The 25,378-nt window shown below is 63.9% G+C and carries 19 protein-coding genes and 4 pseudogenes; 16 read left to right on the top strand and 7 right to left on the bottom strand.

Features of this window, described 5'->3' with window-relative positions:
- Window positions 1-53: 53 nt before the first annotated feature.
- Window positions 54-1,562 carry a cellulase family glycosylhydrolase gene (locus tag K6I40_RS19790; RefSeq protein ID WP_222915758.1) on the top strand — a complete coding sequence of 503 codons (1,509 nt, stop codon included), beginning with the start codon at window positions 54-56 and terminating at the stop codon, window positions 1,560-1,562.
- Window positions 1,563-1,656: 94 nt separating this feature from the next.
- On the top strand, window positions 1,657-3,144 hold the full coding sequence (locus tag K6I40_RS19795; RefSeq protein WP_222915760.1) for a cellulase family glycosylhydrolase: 1,488 nt from the start codon (window positions 1,657-1,659) through the stop codon (window positions 3,142-3,144).
- Between the two features lie 111 nt (window positions 3,145-3,255).
- Here the strand turns inward: K6I40_RS19795 and rnz are convergent, their stop codons facing one another.
- On the bottom strand, window positions 3,256-4,191 hold the full coding sequence (gene rnz, locus K6I40_RS19800) for a ribonuclease Z (protein WP_222915762.1): 936 nt from the start codon (window positions 4,189-4,191) through the stop codon (window positions 3,256-3,258).
- Between the two features lie 295 nt (window positions 4,192-4,486).
- On the opposite strand from rnz, the gene K6I40_RS19805 reads away from it, so the two are divergent.
- The 4 genes and pseudogenes from K6I40_RS19805 to K6I40_RS19820 all read left to right on the top strand — a co-directional run bounded on the left by K6I40_RS19805 (window position 4,487) and on the right by K6I40_RS19820 (window position 7,779).
- On the top strand, window positions 4,487-5,620 hold the full coding sequence (locus K6I40_RS19805) for a CARDB domain-containing protein (RefSeq protein WP_222915764.1): 1,134 nt from the start codon (window positions 4,487-4,489) through the stop codon (window positions 5,618-5,620).
- 39 nt (window positions 5,621-5,659) lie between these two features.
- Window positions 5,660-6,662, top strand: a pseudogene (locus K6I40_RS19810) (AAA family ATPase).
- 30 nt (window positions 6,663-6,692) lie between these two features.
- Window positions 6,693-7,154 (top strand): hypothetical protein, encoded by a 462-nt coding sequence (locus K6I40_RS19815; RefSeq protein WP_222915766.1) that lies wholly within the window; start codon window positions 6,693-6,695, stop codon window positions 7,152-7,154.
- Between the two features lie 187 nt (window positions 7,155-7,341).
- Window positions 7,342-7,779, top strand: coding sequence for an acyl-CoA thioesterase (locus K6I40_RS19820; protein WP_222915767.1), 438 nt, complete (start codon window positions 7,342-7,344; stop codon window positions 7,777-7,779).
- Between the two features lie 263 nt (window positions 7,780-8,042).
- Here the strand turns inward: K6I40_RS19820 and K6I40_RS19825 are convergent, their stop codons facing one another.
- Entirely contained in the window at window positions 8,043-9,158 is a 1,116-nt protein-coding gene (locus K6I40_RS19825; protein WP_255681793.1) for a methyltransferase domain-containing protein, read from the bottom strand.
- A 204-nt stretch (window positions 9,159-9,362) separates the two neighbouring features.
- Here K6I40_RS19825 and K6I40_RS19830 point away from each other — a divergent pair.
- Window positions 9,363-9,922 (top strand): annotated as a pseudogene (locus tag K6I40_RS19830) (TATA-box-binding protein).
- Between the two features lie 366 nt (window positions 9,923-10,288).
- Window positions 10,289-10,708, top strand: coding sequence for a hypothetical protein (locus K6I40_RS19835; protein WP_222915771.1), 420 nt, complete (start codon window positions 10,289-10,291; stop codon window positions 10,706-10,708).
- A gap of 106 nt (window positions 10,709-10,814) precedes the next feature.
- Here the strand turns inward: K6I40_RS19835 and hisG are convergent, their stop codons facing one another.
- Window positions 10,815-11,675: an ATP phosphoribosyltransferase gene (gene hisG, locus K6I40_RS19840; protein ID WP_222915787.1), complete on the bottom strand. Its 861-nt coding sequence runs from the start codon at window positions 11,673-11,675 to the stop codon at window positions 10,815-10,817.
- Window positions 11,676-12,086: 411 nt separating this feature from the next.
- Here hisG and K6I40_RS19845 point away from each other — a divergent pair, with 411 nt between their 5' ends.
- Together K6I40_RS19845 and merB are read left to right on the top strand one after the other, a co-directional pair.
- Window positions 12,087-14,480, top strand: a complete 2,394-nt coding sequence (locus K6I40_RS19845; RefSeq protein WP_255682151.1) for a copper-translocating P-type ATPase — start codon at window positions 12,087-12,089, stop codon at window positions 14,478-14,480.
- A 27-nt stretch (window positions 14,481-14,507) separates the two neighbouring features.
- Window positions 14,508-14,846 (top strand): organomercurial lyase, encoded by a 339-nt coding sequence (gene merB, locus K6I40_RS28630; RefSeq protein WP_255681802.1) that lies wholly within the window; start codon window positions 14,508-14,510, stop codon window positions 14,844-14,846.
- A 42-nt stretch (window positions 14,847-14,888) separates the two neighbouring features.
- On the opposite strand, the gene K6I40_RS19855 is transcribed toward merB, so the two are convergent.
- Window positions 14,889-15,506, bottom strand: a complete 618-nt coding sequence (locus tag K6I40_RS19855; protein WP_345779406.1) for a helix-turn-helix domain-containing protein — start codon at window positions 15,504-15,506, stop codon at window positions 14,889-14,891.
- Between the two features lie 187 nt (window positions 15,507-15,693).
- On the opposite strand from K6I40_RS19855, the gene K6I40_RS19860 reads away from it, so the two are divergent.
- Window positions 15,694-16,650, top strand: a complete 957-nt coding sequence (locus K6I40_RS19860; RefSeq protein ID WP_222915791.1) for an ABC transporter ATP-binding protein — start codon at window positions 15,694-15,696, stop codon at window positions 16,648-16,650.
- Window positions 16,647-17,543 carry an ABC transporter permease subunit gene (locus tag K6I40_RS19865; RefSeq protein WP_222915793.1) on the top strand — a complete coding sequence of 299 codons (897 nt, stop codon included), beginning with the start codon at window positions 16,647-16,649 and terminating at the stop codon, window positions 17,541-17,543. The genes K6I40_RS19860 and K6I40_RS19865 overlap by 4 nt, the downstream gene beginning before the upstream one ends.
- 52 nt (window positions 17,544-17,595) lie before the next feature.
- Here the strand turns inward: K6I40_RS19865 and K6I40_RS19870 are convergent, their stop codons facing one another.
- Window positions 17,596-17,793, bottom strand: coding sequence for a heavy metal-associated domain-containing protein (locus tag K6I40_RS19870; RefSeq protein WP_222915795.1), 198 nt, complete (start codon window positions 17,791-17,793; stop codon window positions 17,596-17,598).
- Window positions 17,794-17,919: 126 nt separating this feature from the next.
- Here K6I40_RS19870 and K6I40_RS19875 point away from each other — a divergent pair, with 126 nt between their 5' ends.
- From K6I40_RS19875 to K6I40_RS19885, 3 genes and pseudogenes are all read left to right on the top strand, one after another.
- The gene (locus K6I40_RS19875) at window positions 17,920-18,510 is read left to right on the top strand and encodes an AsnC family transcriptional regulator (RefSeq protein WP_222915797.1); all 591 of its coding nucleotides are present in this window, start codon (window positions 17,920-17,922) and stop codon (window positions 18,508-18,510) included.
- Window positions 18,511-18,594: 84 nt separating this feature from the next.
- Window positions 18,595-21,185: pseudogene (locus K6I40_RS19880) on the top strand (heavy metal translocating P-type ATPase).
- A 258-nt stretch (window positions 21,186-21,443) separates the two neighbouring features.
- Entirely contained in the window at window positions 21,444-21,836 is a 393-nt protein-coding gene (locus tag K6I40_RS19885) for a hypothetical protein (RefSeq protein WP_255681803.1), read from the top strand.
- A gap of 649 nt (window positions 21,837-22,485) precedes the next feature.
- Here the strand turns inward: K6I40_RS19885 and K6I40_RS19890 are convergent.
- Together K6I40_RS19890 and K6I40_RS19895 are read right to left on the bottom strand one after the other, a co-directional pair.
- Complete coding sequence (locus K6I40_RS19890; protein ID WP_222915799.1) at window positions 22,486-23,184, bottom strand: DUF4382 domain-containing protein; 699 nt, start codon at window positions 23,182-23,184, stop codon at window positions 22,486-22,488.
- 116 nt (window positions 23,185-23,300) lie between these two features.
- Window positions 23,301-23,971 (bottom strand): annotated as a pseudogene (locus K6I40_RS19895) (stage II sporulation protein M).
- 100 nt (window positions 23,972-24,071) lie between these two features.
- Here K6I40_RS19895 and K6I40_RS19900 point away from each other — a divergent pair.
- On the top strand, window positions 24,072-25,370 hold the full coding sequence (locus tag K6I40_RS19900) for an amidohydrolase (RefSeq protein ID WP_222915801.1): 1,299 nt from the start codon (window positions 24,072-24,074) through the stop codon (window positions 25,368-25,370).
- Window positions 25,371-25,378 lie beyond the last annotated feature (8 nt).

Consider the following 25,378-nt stretch of genomic DNA (forward strand, 5'->3'; position numbering starts at 1 on the left):
ATTTTATTTGGGGAAGGTTTCACTTGGAAATAAGTTGAAGTAGTTAGTATACTATGAGTTCCGATAATCGTGCGGGCGAGAAGCGGCCAACCGAACGAGTGGACCAGCGATCACTGCGACCAACGCGACGGGCGTTCGTGAAAGCGGCGGGCGTCGGGACGGCTGGCCTCGCACTCGGTGGGATGGGTGGATCCGCAGCGGCGGTCGATAATCCGACACCGCGCCTACAAACCGACGGGAAATGGATTGTTACCGGTGACGGACAGCGGGTGAAACCCCGTGGAGTCTCGCCGGCGTCGCTGGATTACCTCGAGTCGATACACCCCAAGAGTCAGCAGGAGATCCTCGAGCACGCGACCAACGGAACGGAGTGGCACCCGAACACGGTCCGACTGCCGGTCGTGGAAGACGCGGTCCACGAGCAAGGGATGCAGTACGTCGTCGATGAACTCCTGCGGCCGGCCGTCGACGTGCTCGCCGATCGGGGCGTCTACGCGATGATCGACTTCCATCTCATTCGACCGTACGTGGAGGCCCTGAGTCACGGGGAAGGAATGGTCGAGGACGGCTGGGCGGACAGCCTTGATGACCTCGGCTTCGATCCCCACGTCGGCACCGACGACCTGTTGACGGAGTTCTGGAGCGCAGTGGCTCCGGCGTTCGCCGACGACGAAAACGTCCTCTTTGAACTGTTCAACGAACCGACGCTCCCCGTCACGTGGTCGACCTACGGGGAACACGGTTCGGCGGTCCAGACGAGGGAAGACGAGTGGATGCTCTGGCGCGACACCGCCCAGTCGTGGGTCGACTCGATCCGGGACGAGGCACCCGAGACGCCGATCATCATCGGCTCACCCGACTGGACCTCCCGAACGAAATTCGCCGCCGAGTACCCCTTCGACGGGGAGAATCTGATCTATTCCGGCCACATATACCCGGACAACGGCCTCCCACATGACACGCTCGAGCGGGGAGACGAAGGTGATACGTACGAGGTGGGTCCGTTCGATCCCGAGTACGGTGCGCCCGCCGAGGAGGTCCCCGTTATCATTACCGAATTCGGCTGGGATCCCGACGAAGACTTCCGAGAAAGCGTCGAATTCGGCACGACGAGCGGGTGGGGCGAACCCGTCCGCGAGTGGCTAGAGTCCTACGAGAACATGGGCTGGATCGCCTGGTGTTTCGACGACACGTGGGCACCAACGTTCTTCGACTCGCCCGGTGATGGGGCCGGTGAACCTTGGGAACTGAAAGACGGAGACGAACAGATGGGCTGGTTCATCCGCGAGTGGCTCGAGGAGAGGAAAGACGACGTGATCGTCGGCGGTGGCAACGACGGGAGCGACACGATCGCGGTCGGCGACTACGAGGCGCGGGATACGGACGACGACGGGCTGTACAACGATGTCGATGGAGACGGGGAGACGACCCACGAAGACGTCGACGCGTTCTTCGAGAACCTCGAGTCCGGCGGCGTTCAGGACAACCCCGAGGAGTTCGATTTCGATGAGAATGGTCAAACCGGATTCGCGGACGTTCTCGAACTGCTCCGGCGGACCTGAGGTGCCCATCGAGGACTTCGAAGAGTCTACAGATCACGACCCGGCCGGTGAGCGAGCCACATGACCACTGAACGACCGACGAGGACCTGAACACATGACTTCGGACAAACGCACGACAGACGAGTACGGAATCGATCGACAGAACGGATCGACGCGGCGCCGCTTCGTGAAAGCGATCGGTGCGGGCGCGATGGTTGCCCCTTTCGCCGCCAGTACGGCGGCGGCCGCGACGGAACCGACGACCGACCCCGACGACCTCGCATACGTCGAGACGGACGGGACCGAGTTCGTCGTCGACGGCGAGCCGGTCTACTTCAACGGGGCGAACAACTTCTGGATAACAGATAATTACGAAGGAACGAAGCAGTGCGTCGACGACGTTTTCGATCTCTTTCAGGACCTGGGCATCGATCTCGTGCGGTTCTGGGCCCACGGCGAGGGCAAAGACGGCCCCCTCTCACTCCAGCCGGAACCCGGCGAATACAACGAGGACGCCCTCGAGAACCTCGATTACCTGATCGAGGCGGCCAGAGAGCGCGGCATCAGGCTCATCGCGACGCTCGTGGACAACTGGGACCACGAAGGCGGGATGCTCCAGTACGCCGAGTGGGCGGGTGCCGAGTCCCGCTATGAGTTCTACACGATGGACGAGACGCGCGGTATGTACCGCGACCACGTCGAGACGATCCTCACTCGGGAGAATACCTACAGCGGAATCGAGTGGCGCGAGGATCCGACGATCGCGCTGTGGGAACTGGCCAACGAACCGCGTCTCGAGCAAAGCGATGTGCCCGCGGAGATGGATAACCTCGAACCGCCCGAACATCGCGAAACCCTCGGCGACTGGTTCGCCGACATATCAGAATACATCAAGGACCTCGACGGCAACCACCTCGTCTCGACGGGGTCGGAGGGCCACTACTACGGAACCTGGGAGGACGACTACCCGAACGACGATTGGGATGGCCAGGACTACGTCGGCCACCACTCGATCGACACGATCGACGCCTGTTCGTTCCACCTGTATCCCGACCACTGGGACTTCCCGCTCGAGGACGGGGCGGCGTACATCCGAGACCGTGTCGTCGACGCCCACGAGGAGATCGGCAAGCCCGCCTATCTCGGTGAATTCAACGTCGATACACAGCAACACGGGCTCGAGACCAGAACCGAGTTCCTCGACGAGTGGTACGACGTCGCCGACGAGTATGACTGCAACGCCGTCCTCCCGTGGCAGGTCGTCCTCGAGGACACCGAGGACCACGACGGATTCCAGCTGTACGCGAGCGAATCCGGGCATCTCATCGAGGAGTACGCGGCGGTCGTCGCGGAGAAGAGCGGCGGTGAGGACAATTCCGACCCAGAGACGATCCCGGTCGGCGAGTACGAAGCCAGAGACACGACCGGCGACGGGCGCTACAACGACGTCACCGGCGATGGGGAAACCACTCACGAGGACGTCGACAGCTTCTTCGAACACATCGAGTCCGCCGGCGTTCAGGACAATCCCGAGCAGTTCGACTTCGATGAGAACGGTCGAATCGGGTTTTCCGACGTCCTCGAACTCCTTCGGCAAGTCTGAGTCATCGATCACGCGGCTACTGATTTCGAACCGATCGACCCGCGGTATCACACTCGAGCAACGGGGAACCCATCGGCGGAGCGTCTCGGAGACGATCGCGAGACGCGTCGATCAGCCGTCCGGATACGCGATCTCGAGACTCTGCCCGTCGTCGGGGACGAACACGTTCGTCTCATCGCCCGCGAAGACCTCGCGGGCCTGCTCGAGGTGGGCGTCCGTCTGCCCGGCGTAGCGCGAGGAGAGATGCAGCAGCGCGAGTCGATCCGTGCCGGCTCGATTCGCGATTTCGGCGGCTTGGCGGGCCGTCGAGTGGGCGGTATCGGCAGCGCGCTCGGCGCGGTCGTCGGCGAAGGTCGCGTCGTGGATCAGCAGGTCGGGCTCGTCAGCGGCCTCGATCGCCGCCTCGGTAGGGCGGGTGTCACCGGTGTAGACGATCGAACGACCGGGACGGGGCTCGCCGACTACCTGCTCGGGGTCGACGACGGTACCGTCCTCGAGTTCGACGGACTTGCCCTCGTGGAGCCGCGAGAACTCGGGGCCGACGGGGACGCCGAGTTCCTCGGCGCGTTCGCGGTCGAATCGGCCCTTCCGGTCGTCTTCGACGAGCGCGTAGCCGACCGAGCGCGTGTCGTGGTCGGTGTCGAACGTGCGGACCTCGTACTCCTCGGCGCGGTAGGCGACGTCGCCGCCGCCGACCTCACTGATTCGGACGGGAAACGAGGGCTGGTTGCCGAGGGCGTTCACCAGCGACTTGAGCTGACGGCGCGTGCCGTGGGGCGTGTGGATCGCCAGCGGCTCCTCGCGGTCGTTGAAGGCCATCGTCTGAAGCAGGCCCGGAATCCCGAGGACGTGGTCGCCGTGAAGGTGCGTGACGAACAAGTGTGAGACGGAAAACCCCGTCCCGAACCGCATCATCTGGCGCTGAGTTCCCTCGCCGGCATCGAACAGCAACCCCTCGCCCTCGCGGGCGACGAAGATGCTGCTCGGATTCCGCTCGGTCGTCGGAATCGCCCCGGCCGTCCCTAGAAACGTCACGCGCAGTGGCATCGGTAGCCCCTCGGCGGGCCGCGACTAAACCGGCTTCGGATCGCTCGAGCCCGCATGCCGATCTCGGTTCCGAACCGCACGCGGGACCCCCGCTGGTGTTCGGGTCCGTCACTGGGACCGTTTGAGGGTTCGCTCTCTCGTCCCAGAACCATGGTAGGGAGTGCCAAACCCACCGCCCCCCGCCGGAAACCGCTATCGGGCAGGGATAAACCGTCTCGGAACGGTTCGCCATCGTGCGAACAGACTACGCATTTTACGTCGGTCGAGTTCCAAGAGGACGACGACGACACCCCCAATGAGTTCGAGACTGACGTTCGGCACGCTCAAGCGGATCGTCGCGATCCTGATCGCGATCGCGATCGTGCTCGCCGCCGGTATCGTTGTCGGGCAGGCCCCCGCCATCTTCGGCGTCGAGGAGGACCCCGAGGCGTCGATCACGTTCGAAGACAAGCAGGGCAACGGGACGACCGTCACGATTCAGGAGGTCTCCCTCTCCGACGGCGGCTACATCGTGCTCACCGACGGCGGCGACGAACCGCTGGCTGTCTCCGAGCACCTCGAGGCCGGTACGCACGAGAACGTGACCATCGAGCGCGAGGACGACGCGACCCGCGAACTCGTCGGACAGTTGACGGCGACGGTCCACCGGGACACCGGCGACGACTCGTTCGCCTATTACGAGACCGACGGCGAGGAGGACCAGCCCTATCTCGAGGACGGGTTCCCGGTCAGCGACACTGCGACAGTGACGACGACCGATGAGAACGCGCTCGGCGATTCGTTCGCCGTCGAATCGATCGACGCGCCCGCAACGGCGACGACCAACGAGACGATTCAGGTGAACGCGACGATCCGTAACCCGACCGAATTCCAGACCCAACAGTCTATCACGGTCCGCATCGACGGTACCGTCTTCGAGCAACGGGTGCTGGAACTCGAGGGCGGCGAGTCCCGGACCGTGACCTTCGAGACGGACACGAGCGGTGCACCGCCGGGTAATCGGACAATCGGCGTCTATACCGACGGTGACGGCGCGGTCACGGAGATCGACCTCGAGTTCCACACCGACCCGAGCGTGACGGTCGACGATGCTACCACCGAGAACGTGACGGTCGCCACTGCGATTCCCGAGCAGGGATTTGTCGCCATCGAGCACAACGGATCGGTGGTCAGCACGAGCGGCCAACTCGAACCCGGCGAACACGAAAACGTCACCGTCGATCTCTCGGAGAACGCCTCGATCAACGAGAGTGACGAGCTGATGGCGACGCTCTATGCGGGCAGTCCCGACGATGTCGATTCGGCGTCGCCGATCGAGTTCGAGGACGAACCGGTACAAACGACGTTCACGATCGGTGACGTGGCCGACACGGAGAGCGGCAACGAGTCCGATGCCAACGACTCGGCGGCCGAATCGGCCAACGAGTAACCGACCGATTCTTACCCGCCCCGCACCTATCTGCTGCTGATGGACGCGCCGCTGTGGACCGAAACCCACGCCCCGGAGCTGGCCGAGTTGCCACAGGACGACGCCCGCGAGTACTTAGAGCGGGCCGTCGAGGAGCCGATCAACCTCCTCCTCCAGGGGCCCCCCGGGAGCGGGAAGACGGCCGCAGCGCGCGCACTGGCCCGCGAGGCACATGACGATCCGGACAACGATTTCGTCGAGATCAACGTCGCCGACTTCTTCGGCCGGACCAAGACCGAAATCAAGAACGACCCCCGCTTCAAGCACTTCCTCGTCGGGCGCTCCTCGATGTCAAAGCGGGACATGATCAACCACGTCCTCAAGGAGTCCGCGAGCTACGCGCCCGTCTCGGGCGGCTATACCACAATCCTGCTCGACAACGCAGAGGACGTCCGCGAAGACTTCCAGCAGGCCCTGCGCCGGATCATGGAGCAACACCACCGGACGACGCAGTTTATCGTCGCGACGCGCCAGCCCACCAAGCTCATCCCGCCGATCCGCTCGCGGTGTTTCCCCGTCTCCCTGCCCTCGCCCACCAGCGAGGAGATCGTCACCGTCCTCGAGCGCATCGTCGAGGAGGAGGGTGTCGACTACGACGACGACGGCCTCGAGTTCGTCGCGGGCTACGCGAACGGCAACCTCCGGCAGGCGATCCTGGCAGCCCAGACAACCGTCGAAGATGAGGGCGAACTCACGATGAGCGCGGCCTACGAGACGATTGGCGAGGTCGGTCTGGACGAGGAGATCGAGTCGATGCTCGACGACGCCGAGGCCGGCGAGTTCACTGACGCCCGATCGACGCTCGACGACCTACTCGTCGACGAGGGTTAGACGGCAACGAGGTCCTCGAGGCCATCCTCCGCATCGCTCGCAAACGCTATCAGGGCGACCAACTCGCCAAGACTCATCGGCTCGCAGCTGATATCGACTTCGAGATGCACGAGGGACGAGCGATCGGGTTCACGTCTCACATCTGCTGGCAGAACTCGGCCGAGACGCCTGACGACCATACTCAGCATCGGAGACCATTCTAATGACGGACGATTCTCTCGACGAACGGCTCGCCGGTCTCGAGTCGGAAGCGTCGTCTCAGGCTTCCTCGTCGCTCGAAGAATCGACTAGCTCGGGCGACGAGTCGGACCCAATCTCACTGGCGGCTCGTTTCTGGGCCGCTTTCGCTCTCATCCCGCAGGTTCGGGTTCTGCTCATCGTCGCGCCCACCATCGGCGAATCTCCGATGGGGAGATCAGTGTTCCTCGCGTCGCTGGTCGGCGGCGTCGTCGTCGCCGAGTGTTTGCTTCGCGGATTCGGGCCGGCCATCGCGTCTGCGCTCTGGGAGGGCTTTTTCGACGCATTCCTGATTGCTATCGGCGCGCTCGTCGTATGGGTCGTCGCTACCGGCTCGTCCCCTCCCGATGCGGTGATCGGGACCGGACTCCTCATCGTCAGCGCCGTCGTCACCGTTCACCGGTTCGAGCGGGCGGAACTCGGTTGACGACGTCGTCCGGACGACGGCTCAGTCGACGGCAGCCTTCTCGAGAGTCGGCTCCGGATCGACGCTATCGACAGCGTGAGACCGACCATGTCCCCGGTTCAGAGGCGACAGTCACGAAATCGTCGGATTCTCCGGCTAATATGGGTTCGGTACAGACCGTTATCCGATCGCCGGACGAAGGTCAGGTATGCCAACGCTTCTCGAGACGCATATAGAGAATCGGTTTCGCGTACAGCCAAACCACGCGAACAACAACGACACGCTCCACGGCGGGAATCTGATGAAGTGGCTCGACGAGGTAAGCGCGATGTCGGCGATGCGATTCGCCGGCGAGACCTGCGTCACCGCCCGTGTGAACGAACTCGACTTCGAACGTCCGATCCAGATCGGCGACACGGCCCTCGTCGAGGCCTACGTCTACGATTCGGGTCGGACGAGCGTCCACGTCGCGCTACGAGCCTGGCGCGAGGAGCCCCGAAGCGGCGAGACCGAGAAGACGACCGAGTCCACGTTCACGTTCGTCGCGATCGACGAGAACGGTGAGAAGGTTCCCGTTCCCGATCTCTCGGTCGAGACCGAGAAGGGAGCGCGGCTTCGCGATCGCGTCCACGAGATCGAAGACTAACGGTCTCTCGTTTTATGCGGTGGCACGCGCTGGGGCGCGGTTCATCGTCGACGAACCGCGACGCAACGCTGTGCGAGGGATGAACGAACGACCAGCGGGAGTGAGTGTTAGCGCGGAATCGCAGGTTCCGCGAACAGTCGAACGGGTGCGCCGCACCCGTGAGACGAAATCGGTTGGGGAGGGGGTGGCAACTCCGTGTTACCACGATAGTAGCGTACTCGTCGGGTCAGTCACCCAACTACTCGCTTCGGAACGAACGGAAGCTACGGCGACCGCCGCTCGAGCACCATCACGTACCGCGTCAGCGACCGATGCACGCGCCGTTCGAACGCCGACTCGAGTTCCCAGCCGGCTGCGCGCGCCTCGCTCGCCCACGACCGATCGGCGATCATGACCGCTCGCGGAGCCACCCGATGAGCCTCGGCGAGCGCGCCCGCAACGAGGTCCTCGAGCCGATGCGTGTCGATCTTCGACTGGCGGCCGTAGGGTGCGTCGAAGACGACGCCGTCGACGGCGTCGTCTGCCAGCGGCAGACGCATCGCGTCACCGCGGCCGACGTGCCATGAGCCCCGACGTGCGCCGGTCGGCGAGGGCTCCTCGCGCTCGAGGAAGTGTGCCAAATTCTCCCGCGCCCCCTGGGCCATCTTCGCCTGCGCGTCGGTACCGATCACGTCCGCACCGACCAGCCCCGCCTCGACGAGCACGCCGCCGGTGCCACACATCGGATCCAGAATCGTCGCGCCCTCCTGAGCGCCTGCGAGGTTCGCCACGGCGCGCGCGAGTAAGGGATCCATGCTGCCGGGCTGGAAGAACGGTTTATCCGTCGGTGCCCGAGTTCCGAAATCGCGGACGCTCTCGGCCTCGAGCCAGCCGAGCGCGCAGACGGAGACGCGTTCGCCCGTCGACTCCTCGCGACCGTCGCCTGCGACGCGCTCGAGTTCGTTCTCGGTACGCTTGAGCGCATTCCCCTCCGCATCGCCCTCGAGTTTCCCCGCCGAAAACGCGACCCGAAGGAGGTGGTCGGGGTCCTCGAGATCCACGGAAAACCCGCGATCGACCAGTACCTGTCCCAGTTCGCGTTCCGCGCGCTCGGTACTCACATCGCTCGAGCCGTGGACGTCCGTCGCCCGCACCGCGACCGATCCCTCTCGGTCGATTGCGGCGGCCTCGAGCACGGCGCGGGCGCTCGCGAGGTCGGCGTCGCCCCGGCCGAGGAGTTCGCTCGCACGGTGGGTGTAGGCGAGTCCACGGACGCGCTCGGGGACGATTCTCCCTGCGACGACGAGCCCGGGCGCAATTCGGCGGATTCCGGCCGCCGCGCTGGCCGCCTCGCGGGCCGCAAACGCGTCGTCCTCGCCGCCGAGCTCGAGCAGATACACGGCCGACTGTCGCGTCGGCGCGGCCATGAGCCTACCGCTTTCCGTGAACCGGCCGACTATGCACGATACCAAATATCACATCTCTGGCCTGTCGAGCACCCGGAAATTGGCGATCCATGAATATGCCACGGAGCGTATAAACCGGATATATCAGGTGGCGGTACTAACCTTTATAAATCTTAAATACGTCCTTTTAAGCGACTAATGACGGATCCGAAGGACACCATCAACATCGAAAACGTGGTGGCGTCGACCGGCATCGGGCAAGAACTCGACCTCCAGAGTGTCGCGATGGACCTCGAGGGGGCCGACTACGACCCCGAGCAGTTCCCCGGTCTCGTCTACCGAACCCAGAATCCAAAATCCGCAGCCCTGATCTTCCGGTCGGGGAAGATCGTCTGTACCGGCGCAAAAAGCACTGACGATGTCCACGAGAGCCTACGTATCGTCTTCGACAAACTCCGTGAACTCCAGATCCAGGTCAACGAAGACCCCGAGATCGTCGTCCAGAACATCGTCACCTCGGCCGATCTGGGCCGCAACCTCAACCTGAACGCGATCGCCATCGGCCTCGGTCTCGAGAACATCGAGTATGAGCCCGAGCAGTTCCCCGGCCTCGTCTACCGACTCGACGAACCGGAAGTCGTCGCACTGCTCTTCGGGTCCGGGAAACTCGTCATCACCGGCGGGAAAAGCCTGTCGACGCCGAACACGCCGTCGACAAGATCGTCTCCCGACTCGAGGACCTCGGCCTGCTCGAGTAACGCACCGCCGTTCTCTGTCGTTCGATCGACTCGAGCGGTGCCGACGTCACCAGCGTGCCCATGTCCGCGACCGGACGCGTCGTGGATGGTCGGCCGATCGACGTGTCTCTGCCGGGAGTGTGGAACTCGTTTTTCCATCACCCACTGGTAGTGCGCTGTTAGTAACTGCTTACTCGCCCGCAGATCCGCCTTCGTTTTCGATCCGTCTCTTATTCCGTCAATAGTCGATCGCACTCTGGTCGCTTTCACCGAATTATCGATCGTTCAATCCCGCCCCAGCGAGCCCGAATCGCCTGAATCGATGCTGACTCATCGAAACGAACGTTCGCGTTTATCCGGGTATCCGTCCCTGACTCTCACGTGCCTATGACGATCCACCCAGATCGAACGCCGCCCGCCTCGGATCGGTTTCACCCCGGTACTGCCGGCGCGATCGGCCGTCGCCCGCTCCCGCAAGAGACGATCCGTCACGTCCTCGACAGCGACCGCCGGCACGAAGTCGTTCGCTGCGTACTCGCCGCTGTCGATCCGATCGCAGTGCGAACGTTGGTCAGCCGACTCGCCGACGCCGAGCACGATCCGACGGTCGGGACGACGATCCACCAACTGCGCCAGCGGATCCATACGTCCCTCTGTGAAACGCATCTCCCGCTGCTCGAAAAACACGATATCGTCCGCTACGATCGGGTACAAAGCCTCGTCGCCCCGGCGGCGAACTGCGCCGCGTTCGAATCCCTCCTCGAGTTCGACTCGCTCAAGTGCCCGATCGCCAGCCGACTCGAGTAATTCGAACCCGACCGGCTCGAGTAGTCCGGCCCTGACCTCCGACCTCCGCCCAACGCGAGTACCCTGACCTCCGCTTGACGCGAGCCCTCGAGCCCGATCGACCCGATTACTCGACGAGTCGCTCGATTTCGGTCACTAAGATATCGCTCGCACCGGCCGCTTTGACTTCGGTGATCGTTTCGAAGACGTCTCGCTCGTTGACGACCGCGTGGACGGCGACCTTCGCTTTCTCGTCTTCCTCGTCGGCGATGTCCATTATCGTCGGCCCACCGAGGCCCGGGATGACGTCGCGAACGGCCTCGAGTCGGTCTTGGGGCACATTCATCATCAGGTAGCGCTTGCCCTCGGCGCGTTTTACCGAAGAGAGGGCGGTCCTGACTTCACCGACCTTGGAGTCCTCGAGGACGTCCTCCCGACCGAACAGTCGGACGGAACTCGCGAGGACCTCGTCGACGACGGCCAGCCGGTTCATCTTCAGCGTCGTCCCGGTACTCGTGATGTCGACGATGGCGTCGGCCATCTCGACGTGGGGCGTGAGCTCTGTCGCGCCCGAGACCTCGACAATGTCGGGGTCGACGCCGGTGTCCGCAAAGAAGTCTTCCGTGATGTTCGGAAACTCGGTCGCGACGGTCTTGCCCGCCAGATCCTCGACCCCGTCTATCTCTCCGTCCTCGGGGGCGGCCAGAACGAGCCGGCAGCGCCCGAACTCGAGGTCGAGCAGTTCCGAGACATCGTCGACGCGGGCCTCCTGAACCTGATCGAAGCCCGTGATGCCGAGATCGGCCGCGCCGTCGGAGACGTACTCCGGGATATCGGCTGCGCGGGCGAACAGTACCGTCACGTCGGGATCGACGGTGTCAGCGTAGAGTTTCCGGTCGGCCCCGTTCTCGAGGTGGAGCCCCGCCCGCTCTAAGAGGTCGATCGTCGGCTCGTGCAGGCGGCCCTTGTTGGGAACGGCGATTCGCATATGCTGGCGTATTGGCGGCGGGGCGGGAATTGTCTTTTCATCCGGCCGAATACGCGCCCTCGCTCCGCTTCCTGGGAGTAGCCGGCCTCAGTTCCTTGGTTCATGAGCACGTTTCGAATGCTCGAGGACTGACTCGTGGACGATCACGACCGCCGAACCGAGGACGATCCGGAGCCGGCCGACAGCGCTCGAGACGACGGCGAGCGATCGGATCGGGTCGAACGATCGCTGCTCGAGGACGAGGCCGACGACGCCGAACGGGGACGAGCGGAGATTCGGGATCGACAGGAGCGCGACAGCGCCCACGCTGGGCACAGTGAGCGCGGCCACGGCGGGGATCACGGTAACAGCCACGACACTGGCGAGGCTCACGGCGGCCACGAGCACGGCGACCACGGCGGCGGAGGCAGGATGCACGCCGGTCACGAAACCATGTTCCGGCGGCGGTTTTTCGTCTCAACGTTGCTCTCGATTCCCGTCCTCCTCTACAGCGAGATGCTCCAGGCGTGGATCGGCTTTTCGGCCCCGGTCTTTCCGGGAAGCGAGTGGATCACGCCTGTCTTTGCGGTGATCGTCTTCGCCTACGGGGGTGTCCCCTTCCTCCGAATGGCCGTCCCAGAACTGCAAGAGCGTGCGCCGGGGATGATGACGCTCATCTCGATGGCGATCACCGTCGCGTTCGTCTACAGCCTCGCGAGCGTCGTCGCACCGACCCAATCTGAGTTCTTCTGGGAGCTCGTGACCCTGATCGACATCATGCTGTTGGGCCATTGGATCGAGATGCGGAGCGTCCGGCGGGCCTCGAGCGCACTGGATGAACTGGCGAAGCTCATGCCCGACACGGCGGAACTGATTACCGACGACGGTGAGACTGAGGAGGTTCCCGCGAGCAACCTCGAGGAGGGCGATCTCGTGCTCGTCAGGCCGGGCGCGAGCGTGCCCGCTGACGGCGTCATCGAAACGGGCGACTCGGACGTCGACGAATCGATGATCACCGGCGAGTCGATGCCCGTCTCAAAGGAATCGGGCGACGAGGTCGTCGGCGGGACGGTCAACGGTGACGGCAGTCTCCGGGTGCGGATCAGCGCGACGGGAGAAGAGACGACGCTGGCGGGCATCATGCGCCTGGTCGAGGAAGCCCAATCGAGCGAATCGAAAACGCAGGCGCTGGCGGATCGCGCCGCGGGCTGGCTGTTCTACGTCGCGCTCGGTGCGGCCGTCGTCACGGCTATCGCGTGGACGATCGCGACGGGGTTCGATTCGGCGGTGATTGAACGCGTGGTCACCGTCCTCGTCATCGCCTGTCCGCACGCGCTCGGGTTGGCGATTCCGCTGGTCGTCGCGATCAACACCTCGCTGGCCGCGCGCAACGGGATGCTCGTCCGAGACCGCATCGCGATGGAGCAGGCCCGAACGCTCGACACCGTCGTCTTCGACAAGACCGGGACGCTCACCGAGGGCGAACAGGGAGTCGTCGATATCGCGACCGTCGACGGCGTTTCCGAGGAGACAGCACTCGCGCTCGCTGCGACCGTTGAGGGCGATTCGGAACACATGATCGCTCAGGCCGTCCGCGAGGCAGCCGACGAACGTGGTGTTACGAGGCGGACCGCCACCGATTTCGAGGCGCTGAAAGGCAAGGGTGTCCGCGCGACGGTAGACGGCGAACGAATTCACGTGGGCGGCCCGAATCTCCTTTCAGAACTCGAGGATGGCGTGCCAGCGGAACTCGAGCAGTTCGCTGATCAGGCTGGGGAGAACGCGCAAACCGTCGTCTACCTCTTCCGCGAAGAGAAACCAGTCGCCGCGTTCGCGCTCGCGGACGTGATTCGCGAGGAGAGCTACCGCGTCGTCGACGCGCTCCACGAACTGGGGCTCGAGGTGGCGATGTTGACCGGTGACTCCGAAGACGTGGCTCGCTCGGTCGCGGCCGACCTCGGGGTCGAGACGGTCTTCGCCGAGGTACTGCCCGAGGACAAGGACGAGAAGATCACGGAGCTACAGGAGCAGGGCAAGTCCGTCGCGATGGTCGGCGACGGGGTCAACGATGCGCCGGCGCTCACGAGAGCCGATATCGGGATCGCAATCGGGAGCGGGACGGATGTCGCCGTTCAGTCGGCGGACATCATCCTCGTCACAAACAACCCGATGGACGTGGTCCGGCTCGTCACACTGAGCCGGGCGAGCTACCGGAAGATGCAACAGAACCTCGTCTGGGCCGCGGGGTACAACGTGTTCGCGCTTCCGCTTGCAGCCGGGATCCTCGCACCGATCGGCATCCTCCTCTCGCCGGCCGTCGGGGCGCTGCTCATGTCGCTCAGTACGGTGATCGTCGCGATCAACGCGCAGTTCCTCCGGCGCGTGGATCTCTCGGTCCCGAGTCTTCCGGGGTCTCCGCGCCGCGGGAACCGCGGCCGGCTGACTGATCTGCTGATCGGCTCGGTTCGACCTCCTTCCCGTCCCGATTCTTGGTACTGTAAACGACCCCAGCAAATTGGGAAGTACGCCGATAGCCGTGGCCGCTCGATCTCCCAGTATGGCAGACGACTCGTGTCCATGCGGCAGTACCACTGGCGACCAGGAGCGCGAATCCGACTCGACTACCGATCGATGGCTATCCGACTTCCCGGTTCTCGAGGCACCGCTTTCCGTCGACGTGCAGACAGCGTTGGGACGACTCCTCGGCGAGGAATCGGTCGAAACGCTCGAGGAGTGGATCACCGAAATTCGTCGCCGAACCGGCGGCGGATCGATCGCGGTCGACGATCTGTGCCATGCCGACGAGGCGACGGCTCACTGGGGTGAGATCGATGGAGAGCGGTACTACTTCCAGTGTTTTACGACGCGGTGCTCCTGTCAGCGTTCGCGGAGCGGCCGGTCGCGATTCGAACCGAAAGCCCGGACGGAACGATACTCGAAGCGCGCGCCGTGGGAACCACTGTGTCGACGGTCTCGCCCGACGGAGCGGTGGTTTCGTTCGGTGTTGATGATACCGTCGCGCCGCCGGACGGCGAGCCGTCGCACGCAGACATCTATACCGCGGTCTGTCCGTACGTCAGGGCGTTCCCAGGCCACGAGGCGTACGAACGGTGGGCGGACACCGTCCCGGCAGCGACCGTCGCGATGCCGCTCGCGGGGACGACGGAGATCGCGGCTGCACTCGTCGCGTGACCGACCACTTGAACGAGCAGCACCGATCTCAATGTGCACTCGTTACAGGTGCTGACCCAACAGGTTCCGCTCGGCCCGCTGGAGATGCTCGGCGATCGTCGATGGATCGACGTCGAGTTCGGCGGCGACGTCCTCGGTCGTCACCGTTCGCGGCACCTCGTAGTACCCCATCTCGTAGGCGGTTTGAACTGCCTCGCGCTGGCGGTTGGTCAGTTCGTCCAGCGGATGGTCGTGACCGTCGTACGTCCCGAGCTTTCGCAGGTCCGGCGAAATTCCCGCCCGTTCGTACTCGTCGACGGTCCCCGAAATCGTCTCCTGAGAGCCGACCAGCGACAGGGTGGCACCTTGGTCGGTCACGTCTGGCTCACAGGTCCCGATCAGTTCGTCCGACCGGTCCGCGAGCCCCTCTGGGAGCGCCGGTGCGGTAAACGCGATCACGTACCGGTACTCCCCCTCCGAGTCGGCGACCCGCTCCCACCAGTCGACGTACTCGAGGTCGGACAGCCGGTCCTCGTCGATCGGCGTCTCGACCGCGACCTGTCCGATGGCACCGGTCCCGTGACACGCGAGTTCTTCGAACTCCAGAACCCCCGCATCGCGACTGATCGAGACGAGCTCCGCAATTCCCATCCGATCGAACGCCGGGTCGCTGAGTGTCACGTGGGCTTCTCGCATGCGCCTAGCGACGACCAGACCAGCATTCGATAAAGTGTTGTCCACCGTCCACTTTTCCGACCAGTCTCGGTCGGCCTCGAACTGCGGGTCACCGATCGCCCGACGGGGGATATAAACCGTCCCAGTATACTCGGAGCATGGCCCATGCGGTCCGCGCCGGTACAGGCGGGTGATGACTGCGATCCAGACAGACGACCTGACCAAGCGCTTCGGCGACGTCGTGGCTGTCGACGGCCTCGACCTGCACGTCCGGGAGGGAAAAGTGTTCGGCTTCCTCGGCCCGAACGGGGCCGGGAAGTCCACGACCATCGATATGCTGTTGGACTACGTGCGCCCGACCGAGGGAACCGCGAGGGTACTCGGCGCGGATGCCCGCGAGGAGTCGGAGGCGATTCGGGAACGCATCGGTGTGCTTCCCGAGGGAATGAGTCTCTATGACCGCCTGACTGGACGCCGCCACCTCGAGTTCGCGATCGAGTGGGCAGACGCCGATGACGACCCCAACGCGATACTTGACCGCATCGGATTAGACGAACGTGACGCGACCCGGTCGGTCGGCGAGTACTCAAAGGGCATGCAACAGCGGCTCGCGTTGGGGATGGCACTGGTCGGTAATCCCGACCTGCTCATCCTCGACGAGCCCTCCTCGGGGCTCGATCCGCACGGGATTCGCCGAATGCGGGAACTGGTCCGCGAGGAAGCCGCGAACGGGACGACGGTGTTCTTCTCGAGCCACATTCTCGGCCAGGTTGAGGCAGTCTGTGACCGCGTCGGTATCCTGTCCGCGGGCGAGTTAGTCGCCGTCGACACCGTTGAAGGGTTGCGGAGAACCGTCGGGGCCGGCTCCGAACTCTGTCTGCGCGTGATCGGTGATATCGACGTCACGCTCACCGATATCGACGGTGTCGACTCGGTACGGTTGACGGACGGTATTCTCCGGGTCGCGTGCTCGGATTCGCGTGCGAAAGCGCGAGTCGTGACTCGGCTGACGAACGCCGGCGTCGATATTCTCGACGTCGACTCCGAAGAGGCGTCGCTCGAGGACGTGTTCACGGCGTACACGACCGATAACGGCGGTCCCGAATCGGAGACGGCGGACGTCGCCGTGCGCAAGGAGGTGGTCCCATGACGGTCACCTGGCGGGATGTCGCCCGGAAGGACTTCGAGGACGCGGCGCGATCGCGGCTGCTCTGGGGGCTCATCGCCGTCTTCGTCGCCTTCCTGGTGATGTCGCTGCTCTCGGCCGAACAGCTCTTCCCGGAGCCCGTGACCGTCGACGCCGCGATGGCACTTTCGGGCGTCGCGATGCTCGCGCAACTGTTCGTCCCGGGCATCGCGCTGGTCGCTGGCTACATGTCAGTGGTCGGCGAGCGTCGGTCCGGGAGCCTGCGGGTGCTGTTGAGCTACCCGTTCTCTAGGAGGGACGTGGTCACCGGCAAACTCGCCGGTCGGCTGCTCGTTACCGGGACGGCGCTGACCGTCGGATTCGCCGTGGCCAGCGTCCTCGTCGTGGCGCTGTACGGCGTCCCCGACGCGCTGACGTTCGCCGGGTTCGTGGCGACCGGCGTCCTGCTCGGGCTGACGTTCACGGCCCTCGCGGTCGGCGGCTCGGCCGCCGCCTCGACCCAGGGACGGGCGCGGACGCTCACCATCGGCTCGTTCGTGGGGATGGTGTTCTTCTGGAAACCAGTCGTCGTCGGGATCTACTACGCGGTTACGGTCTCGCTCCCGGGGATTCGAGCCGAGTCGTGGTACTTCCTCCTGAAGCGGCTCAACCCGCTCGAGGCCTACCGCGTCCTCGCGGGTGCCGTCCTCGACGAGCGGGTCGACGCGGTCCCCGAGTTCCCACTCGAGGACGTCCCTGCCACCGCCTCGCCCGAAACGCTCGAGCTCTCGAACCGGCTCGCGGGCGAGGTCCCGTTCTACCTCGCAGACTGGTTCTCGGTGGTCGTGTTGCTCGCGTGGGGGCTCGTTCCCGTTATCGTGGGCTACCGACGTTTCGAGGACGCGGACCTCGGGTGATTCGAACGGACCGAACGAGAAATCGAGGCGCGGACGCTGACTGCGACGGCGATCACGCGCTCGCGTTGTAGCCGGCGATGTCGACCGCGCTGACAAGTGCCTGGGTCTCTGCAGCCCCCTCGACGGTGGCTCGTTTCGCGTCGCGATCGACGTCGACCGATTCGACGCCCTCCACTCCCTCGAGCGCGTCTTCGACGGTCTGTTCGCAGTGCTCACAGGACATGCCTTCGACGGTGATGGTCTGACTCATATGAGAATAGAGGGGCCGCTGAACGTTGTGCGTTTCTACTTTCGATTCTAGGTCGAACGGGGGCGTGAGTTCGGATTCCAAAGTGACTGTCAGCACGCTCTTTGCGCTCGAGCCCGAACGGGACGTATGCGCGACCTCGACGAAACCGACATGGCAATCCTGCGGCTGCTAGGTGAGGACGCCCGGCGGCCCTACAGCGAGATCGCCGAGCGAGTGGGGCTCTCCGGGCCGGCCGTCTCCGACCGCGTCCAGCGCCTCGAGGAGGCGGGCGTCATCAACCGCTTCACCGTCGATGTGGACCAGTCACAGCTTCGGGCAGGGGTGCCAGTGTTCGTACGGGCGATCGTTCCGTCGGGGACCGTTGACGACTGCAAGGCGGCGATCGCGGATGCCGACGCCGTCGAGCACGTGTTCGTCACCGCCGACGGCGAGTTGTGGTTCTACGCCCGGGCACAGGTCCAGCGCGTCCGAGAGTGGCTCGAGGGCCTACTCCCCGAGGCGGACGGTGTCGACTACGACGTGACGCTGATGGACGACGCGGAGTGGACGCCGTCGCTCGACGGGACGCAGTTCGCCCTCACCTGTGCGGAGTGTGGCAACACCGTCGACAGCGAGGGGGAATCGACTCGCATCGAGGGCGAGGTCTACCACTTCTGCTGTCCGTCGTGTCAGGGTCGGTTCGAGAACCGATACGATCGACTCGAGGAGGGAGTCTGAGTTTCGATTCCAAAGAAACCGCCACGCTGAACTTCGACTTGTGACCAGTAAAGGGGGTAAGCGGGGAGTTCCTATGAGTCACTAATGAGTACCCGGACCGCACACCTGGATATCCGGGGCATGAGCTGTGCGAACTGTTCGCAGACGATCAGTGATGCCCTGGAGTCCCTCGACGGCGTGGCGGAAGCGAACGCGAACTTCGCCACCGACGAGGGGACTGTCGAGTACGACCCCGAAGACGTATCACTCGGCGATATTTATGCGGCGATCGAGGACGCCGGCTACGAGGCCGACCACTCGAGCCGATCAATCGGGATCACGGACATGAGCTGTGCGAACTGCGCCGAGACCAACGAGTCGGCCCTCGAGTCTGTGCCCGGTGTCATCGACGCAGAGGTCAACTACGCGACCGACGAGGCCACAGTCGCGTACAACCCGGACGATGTCTCGCTCGAGGTGCTCTACGAGGCGATCGAGGACGTCGGCTACACGCCTGTCCGCGACGACGGCAGTGAGGAGTCGGATCAGGACCGGCGCGACGCGGCCCGACAGGCCGAGATCCGCAAACAGCGTCGGTTGACGATCTTCGGCGCGATCCTGTCGGCCCCGTTCCTGTTCTTCCTCGCAGACATGTTCCTGCTCGAGGGCGCGTACCTGCCGGAGACGGTTTTCGGCGTCAAATTCGGCTGGGTCGAGTTCCTGCTCGCGACGCCGGTCTACGTCCTGCTGGGCCGCGAGTTTCTCGAGAATTCGTATACCGCGCTCGCCCGGAACCGCACCGCCAACATGGACGTGCTGATCGCCCTGGGATCGTCGACGGCGTATTTTTACAGCCTCGTCGTCCTGCTGGGCCTGCTCGCGGGGAATCTTTACTTCGACACCGCCGCGATGATCCTCGTGTTCATCACGCTAGGCAACTACCTCGAGGCCCGCTCGAAGGGCCAAGCCGGCGACGCGCTGCGGAAACTGCTCGAGATGGAGGCCGAGACGGCCACGCTGGTCGACGATGATGGGAACGAGACCGAGGTTCCCCTCGAGGACATCGACGTCGGCGATCGAATGAAGGTCCGGCCGGGCGAGAAAATTCCAACCGACAGCGTCGTCGTGGACGGCCAGTCTGCGGTCGACGAGTCGATGGTGACTGGTGAGTCCGTCCCCGTCGAAAAGGGGTCGGGCGACGAGGTGATTGGCTCGACGATCAACGAGAACGGCGTGCTGGTCGTCGAGGCCACCAAGGTCGGCGAAGATACGGCCCTACAGGGGATTGTCCAGACCGTCAAGGAAGCCCAGTCCCGCCAGCCGGAAATCCAGAACCTCGCGGATCGTATCTCGGCGTACTTCGTCCCCGCGGTCATCCTGAACGCGACGGTTTGGGGACTGGTCTGGTTCCTCTTCCCCGAGGCGCTGGCCGGCGTCGTCAGCGCTGTCCCGGTGCTGGGACTGGTCGGCGGCGGTCCGGCCGCCCTCTCGACGTTCGAGTTCGCCGTCGTCGTCTTCGCCTCGTCCGTACTGATCGCCTGCCCCTGCGCGCTCGGGCTGGCGACGCCCGCCGCGACGATGGTCGGCTCCACATTGGGCGCACAAAACGGCGTCCTGTTCAAGGGCGGCGACATCTTAGAGCGCGCGCGAGACGTCGACACCGTCGTCTTTGACAGACCGGCACGCTGACGACCGGCGAGATGACGCTGACCGACGTGGTCGCGATCGAGGGAGAGCCGACTGCGGCAGACGGCGGCAATGCGGCCGCTGATGGGGGCGTAGTGGCGACCCGCGAAGCGCTCGACGAAGATGAGGTACTCCGCCTCGCCGCAAGCGCCGAGCGCAACAGCGAACACCCGCTCGCGCAGGCGATCGTCGAGGGTGCCGAGGAGCGCGGCCTCGAGGTAACTGATGCTGAGGAGTTCGAGAACGTCCCCGGGCAGGGCGTCCGGGCGACCGTCGAGGACCGCGAGGTGCTGGTCGGCAACCGGCGGCTGCTCGAGTCCACCGGCGTCGATCCGTCGCCTGCCGCCGACGAGATGGAACGGCTCGAGCGCGAGGGCAAGACGGCGATGCTGGTCGCGGCCGACGGCGAGGTCGTCGGTGTCGTCGCGGACGCCGACACAGTCAAAGACGGTTCGGCTGCGGCGGTCGCAGCCCTGCGAGAGCGCGATCTCGACGTGATGCTGATCACCGGCGACAACGAACGCACCGCCCGCGCTGTTGCCGAGCAGGTCGGGATCGACCCTGACAACATCCGCGCCGGCGTCCTCCCCGAGGACAAGGCCGATGCCGTCGATGACATTCAGTCAACGGGCCAGAAGGCGATGATGGTCGGCGACGGGGTCAACGACGCGCCGGCGCTGGCCGTCGCCCACGTTGGCACCGCCATCGGCTCCGGGACGGACGTGGCCATCGAGGCCGCGGACGTGACGCTGATGCGGGACGATCCGTTCGACGTGGTGAAGGCGATCCGCATCTCCGAGGCCACGCTGGCGAAGATCAAGCAGAACCTCGTCTGGGCACTGGGATACAACACCGCGATGATCCCGCTCGCCTCGCTGGGTCTGCTGCAGCCGGTGCTGGCGGCCGGCGCGATGGCGCTGTCGTCGGTGTCGGTCCTCTCGAACAGCCTGCTGTTCCGTCGATACACGCCCGACCGCGACTACGAGCTGTTCGGGCGACTTCGGCGCTGAGCGGCGCTCCGACCTCGAGGGGTTGCTTTCTGCTCGAGCCGAAACGGACGGTTCAAAGTCCGAACCAATCGATAATAGCACGGTTTCTTCATTCAGAAATTTTGTGAAACCTGCGGTAAGTACAGGACAAGTGCACATCGCTCAGTACAGGCCACATAGATACCGATCCGATTTCGATAGCAGCGAAAGAAATCTGGCTGTGCGAAGACTTACCATGATATGGATGACATTTTAATCAGAATGGGATTGCGTCTCCGAGTGATTGAGTTGTCCCTCGCTACGCTTGTCCTCCTGAACGCTGCCATCGAGTTCTTCGGCCTTTCCCAGCCGTATCCAGCTTGGCCGACTGTCGGGCCAGTACCGGTTGATCCGGAACTCATCATTCCGGGACTACTCGGTATCGTCACTATTCTCGTTATGATCCGTGAGGGGATTGCTATCGGCTCAATCGTTGTCGGAGTTCTCGGTGTACTGACGCTGTGGATAGCAGCGATGAGTCTGTACTCGCTGTACGCCGATACGGCAGTCGGTCTCTTTTGGGGTGGGTTCTTTACGCTCATCAGCGGAACTCTCCTCGCTATTGCGGTTATTGTCCAGAGCCTCGTTCGCCAAAGTGGTCACCGTGGAATCCCCCATCAAATCGATGATTGATTTGGTAATTAACTGCAGAATTGATCGGAATTTGGAGAGCTTCTGTAACAGAGATCGGCTGATCAGTACGTACACCTGCTTGCCATATCCGCCGTTTCAGTTTCACACCTCGTCTGGATAACGAAACCGTGGTATCATCTACTGATAATCGAGTCTTCACCGCGGCTGACGGATCCCGTTCGGGAGTGACGACGAACCGGTTGTAGACGGCCGTCAAGTCGCTTCTCGCACGCAAACGGAGCCGGATCGAATAACATCTATCCGGCAATATTCCAATAACTATAAGTGTATTATGTATGTACAATAATTCGGAAGCGCCCTCCACGGGGACTACACGAAAGTCCCGGGTGCTTGGAACACCCGAGACGCGCTTCCAAACCGCCAAGGTTTCGAAGCATGATTCCATACTGTCTCACGAGACATAAAAGTCTCGCACGACACGCACAGCGCTCGTACCCGATCGCCTTCGGATCAAGCAGGTCCGAGCCGCGGCGTCGGCGTCGTCCTGAATCGCTCTACGAGAAATACGGAAAACGAGGTGGGTACGACCGATAACTGAATCGAGTTCTACCGGTCGGCCGATCAGCCCCGCAAACTGCGCATAAGTTAGCGGCTGACCGGATGGCGCTCGATTTTACGCCGCTTCGGCTCACTTCTCGCCGGCGTTCCCGTTGCCGCGCTGTTTGTCGCCTTCCTCGTCGCCTTTCTCCTGGTCGACGTTGCGAATTTCGACATCGTCACCGGTGCCGCTCTGACTGATCACCGGCTTGAGAATGTACTTTCCGCTGTTACCGGCCTTGTGAGGTGCAATGTCGTAGACGAAGTCGACCCGCTCACCATCGCCGATGGTAAATTTCGAGTTGATCTGGAGTTTGTTGCTCGGCAGTTTCACCCGCGTCGTACTGCCGTCGGCCAGCACTCCTTCGGTGTCGCTGACGTAGATGAAGACTTTCTCGTAGTCGCCGGCCGGCAACTCGAACTCGTCGACCACGGACGCGTTCGCGCCTTTCAGTTCGGTGAGGTCGACCGTGCGTTCGTCGACGTCGTACTCGATCCACCGTTCGTCGCTGCCGTCTCCGTCGTTCCCGTCGGCGGTCTCGTTCGCGTCACCGTCGCTCACGTCACCGGTTCGCTTGAAGCCGACCGTCGTGATCGTCACGTTGAGGTGTTCGAAGTCGTCGATCGCGTTCGGCTCGTCACTGACGTAGAACGCGGCCGTTCCCGTCCCCTCGCTCGAGGAGCCGTCAGTCGATCCGTCGGTGCCGATGTCCCCACCTATGCCACCGGTACACCCGGCGACGGCGACGAGGGCTGCGACGAGTACCAGTCGGACCACACGTCTGTTCATGTACGGTGACTGTCCGCTCATGGAGAAAAGGCCGACGACGATTGGTTCCGTTTACGACCGTTCATCTCCCGCAAAACTGGCCGAAACGGGGTGTCAACCGCCGGGCGGAGTGACGGTTAGGCGGCGGTACTCATTCCCTCGAGTCGCTCGGCGAAGAAGGTCTCGAGGAGGATGGGCGTGACGAAAGCCTCGACCAGGGCGGCGACGACCAGCAATAGCCAGCCAGCGAGAATGAGCATTGCTGTCCGGTAGAGGTAGGGTTTCGTAAAGATCGCGTCGCGAGAGCCACGAACTCGCTGGCCGATCCGATAGAGGAGTCGGAAACCGATGCCGGCGGCGATAAACAGCGCCGGAAGCTCGAAGATCCCGTGGGGAGCAGCCCCACGAGGATGTAATCGAGGCCGACGTCCCTGGTGACGTACGCGCCGACGTTCCCGACGATAACTCCGTTGAACACCATCGCCCAGGCAGTCAAGAGGCCGAGGCTCAGCGCGCCGACTATCGACAGCAGGAATGCGCGGGTGTTGTTCACGAGTAAAAAGCGCGCTAGATCGATTCCGCCGCCGTCTACCTCCGGGAACAGCGGTTCTCCGACCATCTCCTCGATTATCTCGAGGAGGTTGTAGCCCGCAAGCATGAGGAGGACGCCGACGACGATCCCGAACGCAAACAGGCCGGCGGCGAACCCGACGTAGCGGCTGTGCTCGGTCCAGGCGTCCGCGAGCGCCTCGCGGGGCGGATACCCGCTGTCCTGACGCATATCGTCGTTCTGCAGGCCTGCATCCATATCGATACGTCTTCGGAAGAAAACATAAACCCGGCGACTCGTCTCGTACACTGGCCAGTGTATCGACAGTATAAGGCCGCCTGAGAAGAATCCTGAGCCAATGACGACGCTTGCGATCATCGACGGCCAGGTGCTCCGCCCCGATCTGACGGTGACGACCGCGGACGTACTGATCGACCAGGACAGCGGCGAGATCCGCGAGATCGGTCACAATCTCGCGGCGGAGGCTGACGAGACGCTCGACGCGGCGAACTCGCTGGTCACGCCGGGGTTTGTTAACGGCCACTGTCACGTCGCAATGACGCTCCTGCGGGGGTACGCCGACGACAAACCGCTCGAGGCGTGGCTACAGGAGGACATCTGGCCCGCCGAGGGAGAACTGACGGCCGAAGACGTCCGCATCGGTGCCGAGCTGGGACTGCTCGAGCTAATCAAATCGGGCGTCACCGCGTTCGCGGACATGTACTTCCACGTGCCCAAGGTCGCTGCCGCGGTCGAGACGGCTGGCCTCCGTGCCCGTCTCGGTCACGGCATCGTCACCGTCGGCAAGGACGGCGAGGTCGCTCGCGAGGACGCGGCTACGGGCCTCGAGATCGCCCGCGAGTACGACGGCGCGGCTGACGGCCGAATCTCGACGGCGTTCATGCCCCACTCGCTGACGACCGTCGGGAGTGAGTACCTCGAGGAATTCGTTCCCAAAGCGCGAGAAACGGGCGTTCCGATCCACTACCACGCCAACGAAACCGCAGACGAGGTCGCACCGATCGTCGACGAGCACGGGATCCGGCCGCTCGAGTACGCCGCTGATCGCGGCCTCCTCGAGCCCGAGGACTTCGTCGCACACGGCGTTCACGTCGACGAGACCGAGATCGACCTGCTCGCCGAGGTCGGCACCGGTGTGATCCACTGTCCCGCGTCGAACATGAAACTCGCAAGCGGGATGGCCCCGGTCGAGCGGTTGCGCAAGGCGGGCGTCACCGTCGGTCTCGGAACGGACGGCGCGGCCTCGAACAACGACCTCTCGATGCTCGACGAGGCCCGCGACGCGGCCATGCTAGGCAAGCTCGCGGCCGATGACGCCAGCGCGGTGCCCGCCGAGGCGGTCGTCGAGATGATGACCCGGGGCAGCGCCGACGCGATCGGCCTCGAGTCCGGCCGGATCGAAGCAGGCGCGCCGGCCGATCTCGCGGTGATTGACCTCGAGCAACCCCACTTGACGCCGCCACACGATCTCGTGAGTCACCTCGCCTACGCGGCCGCAGCGGCCGACGTTCGCCACACCGTCTGCGACGGCCGGGTGCTCATGCGCGACCGCGAGGTACTGACGCTCGAGGAGGCGGCCGTTCGAGAGCGAGCGATCGAGTCGGCGGAATCGCTGAGCGAACGGGTCGACGCCTAGCCAATCCG

This window comes from Natrinema sp. SYSU A 869 (assembly GCF_019879105.1).
Lineage (GTDB): Archaea > Halobacteriota > Halobacteria > Halobacteriales > Natrialbaceae > Natrinema.

Bases quoted from the DNA above. Each gene is read 5' to 3' on its own strand.
- K6I40_RS19875 (WP_222915797.1), top strand. From the start codon at position 17,920: ATGCGCGACCTCGACGAAACCGACATGGCAATCCTGCGGCTGCTAGGT.
- K6I40_RS19815 (WP_222915766.1), top strand. From the start codon at position 6,693: ATGACGGACGATTCTCTCGACGAACGGCTCGCCGGTCTCGAGTCGGAA.
- hisG (WP_222915787.1), bottom strand. From the start codon at position 11,675: ATGCGAATCGCCGTTCCCAACAAGGGCCGCCTGCACGAGCCGACGATC.
- K6I40_RS19835 (WP_222915771.1), top strand. From the start codon at position 10,289: ATGACGATCCACCCAGATCGAACGCCGCCCGCCTCGGATCGGTTTCAC.
- K6I40_RS19870 (WP_222915795.1), bottom strand. From the start codon at position 17,793: ATGAGTCAGACCATCACCGTCGAAGGCATGTCCTGTGAGCACTGCGAA.
- K6I40_RS19900 (WP_222915801.1), top strand. From the start codon at position 24,072: ATGACGACGCTTGCGATCATCGACGGCCAGGTGCTCCGCCCCGATCTG.
- K6I40_RS19805 (WP_222915764.1), top strand. From the start codon at position 4,487: ATGAGTTCGAGACTGACGTTCGGCACGCTCAAGCGGATCGTCGCGATC.
- K6I40_RS19865 (WP_222915793.1), top strand. From the start codon at position 16,647: ATGACGGTCACCTGGCGGGATGTCGCCCGGAAGGACTTCGAGGACGCG.
- K6I40_RS19845 (WP_255682151.1), top strand. From the start codon at position 12,087: ATGCACGCCGGTCACGAAACCATGTTCCGGCGGCGGTTTTTCGTCTCA.
- K6I40_RS19790 (WP_222915758.1), top strand. From the start codon at position 54: ATGAGTTCCGATAATCGTGCGGGCGAGAAGCGGCCAACCGAACGAGTG.
- rnz (WP_222915762.1), bottom strand. From the start codon at position 4,191: ATGCCACTGCGCGTGACGTTTCTAGGGACGGCCGGGGCGATTCCGACG.
- K6I40_RS19890 (WP_222915799.1), bottom strand. From the start codon at position 23,184: ATGAACAGACGTGTGGTCCGACTGGTACTCGTCGCAGCCCTCGTCGCC.
- K6I40_RS19820 (WP_222915767.1), top strand. From the start codon at position 7,342: ATGCCAACGCTTCTCGAGACGCATATAGAGAATCGGTTTCGCGTACAG.
- K6I40_RS19860 (WP_222915791.1), top strand. From the start codon at position 15,694: ATGACTGCGATCCAGACAGACGACCTGACCAAGCGCTTCGGCGACGTC.
- K6I40_RS19795 (WP_222915760.1), top strand. From the start codon at position 1,657: ATGACTTCGGACAAACGCACGACAGACGAGTACGGAATCGATCGACAG.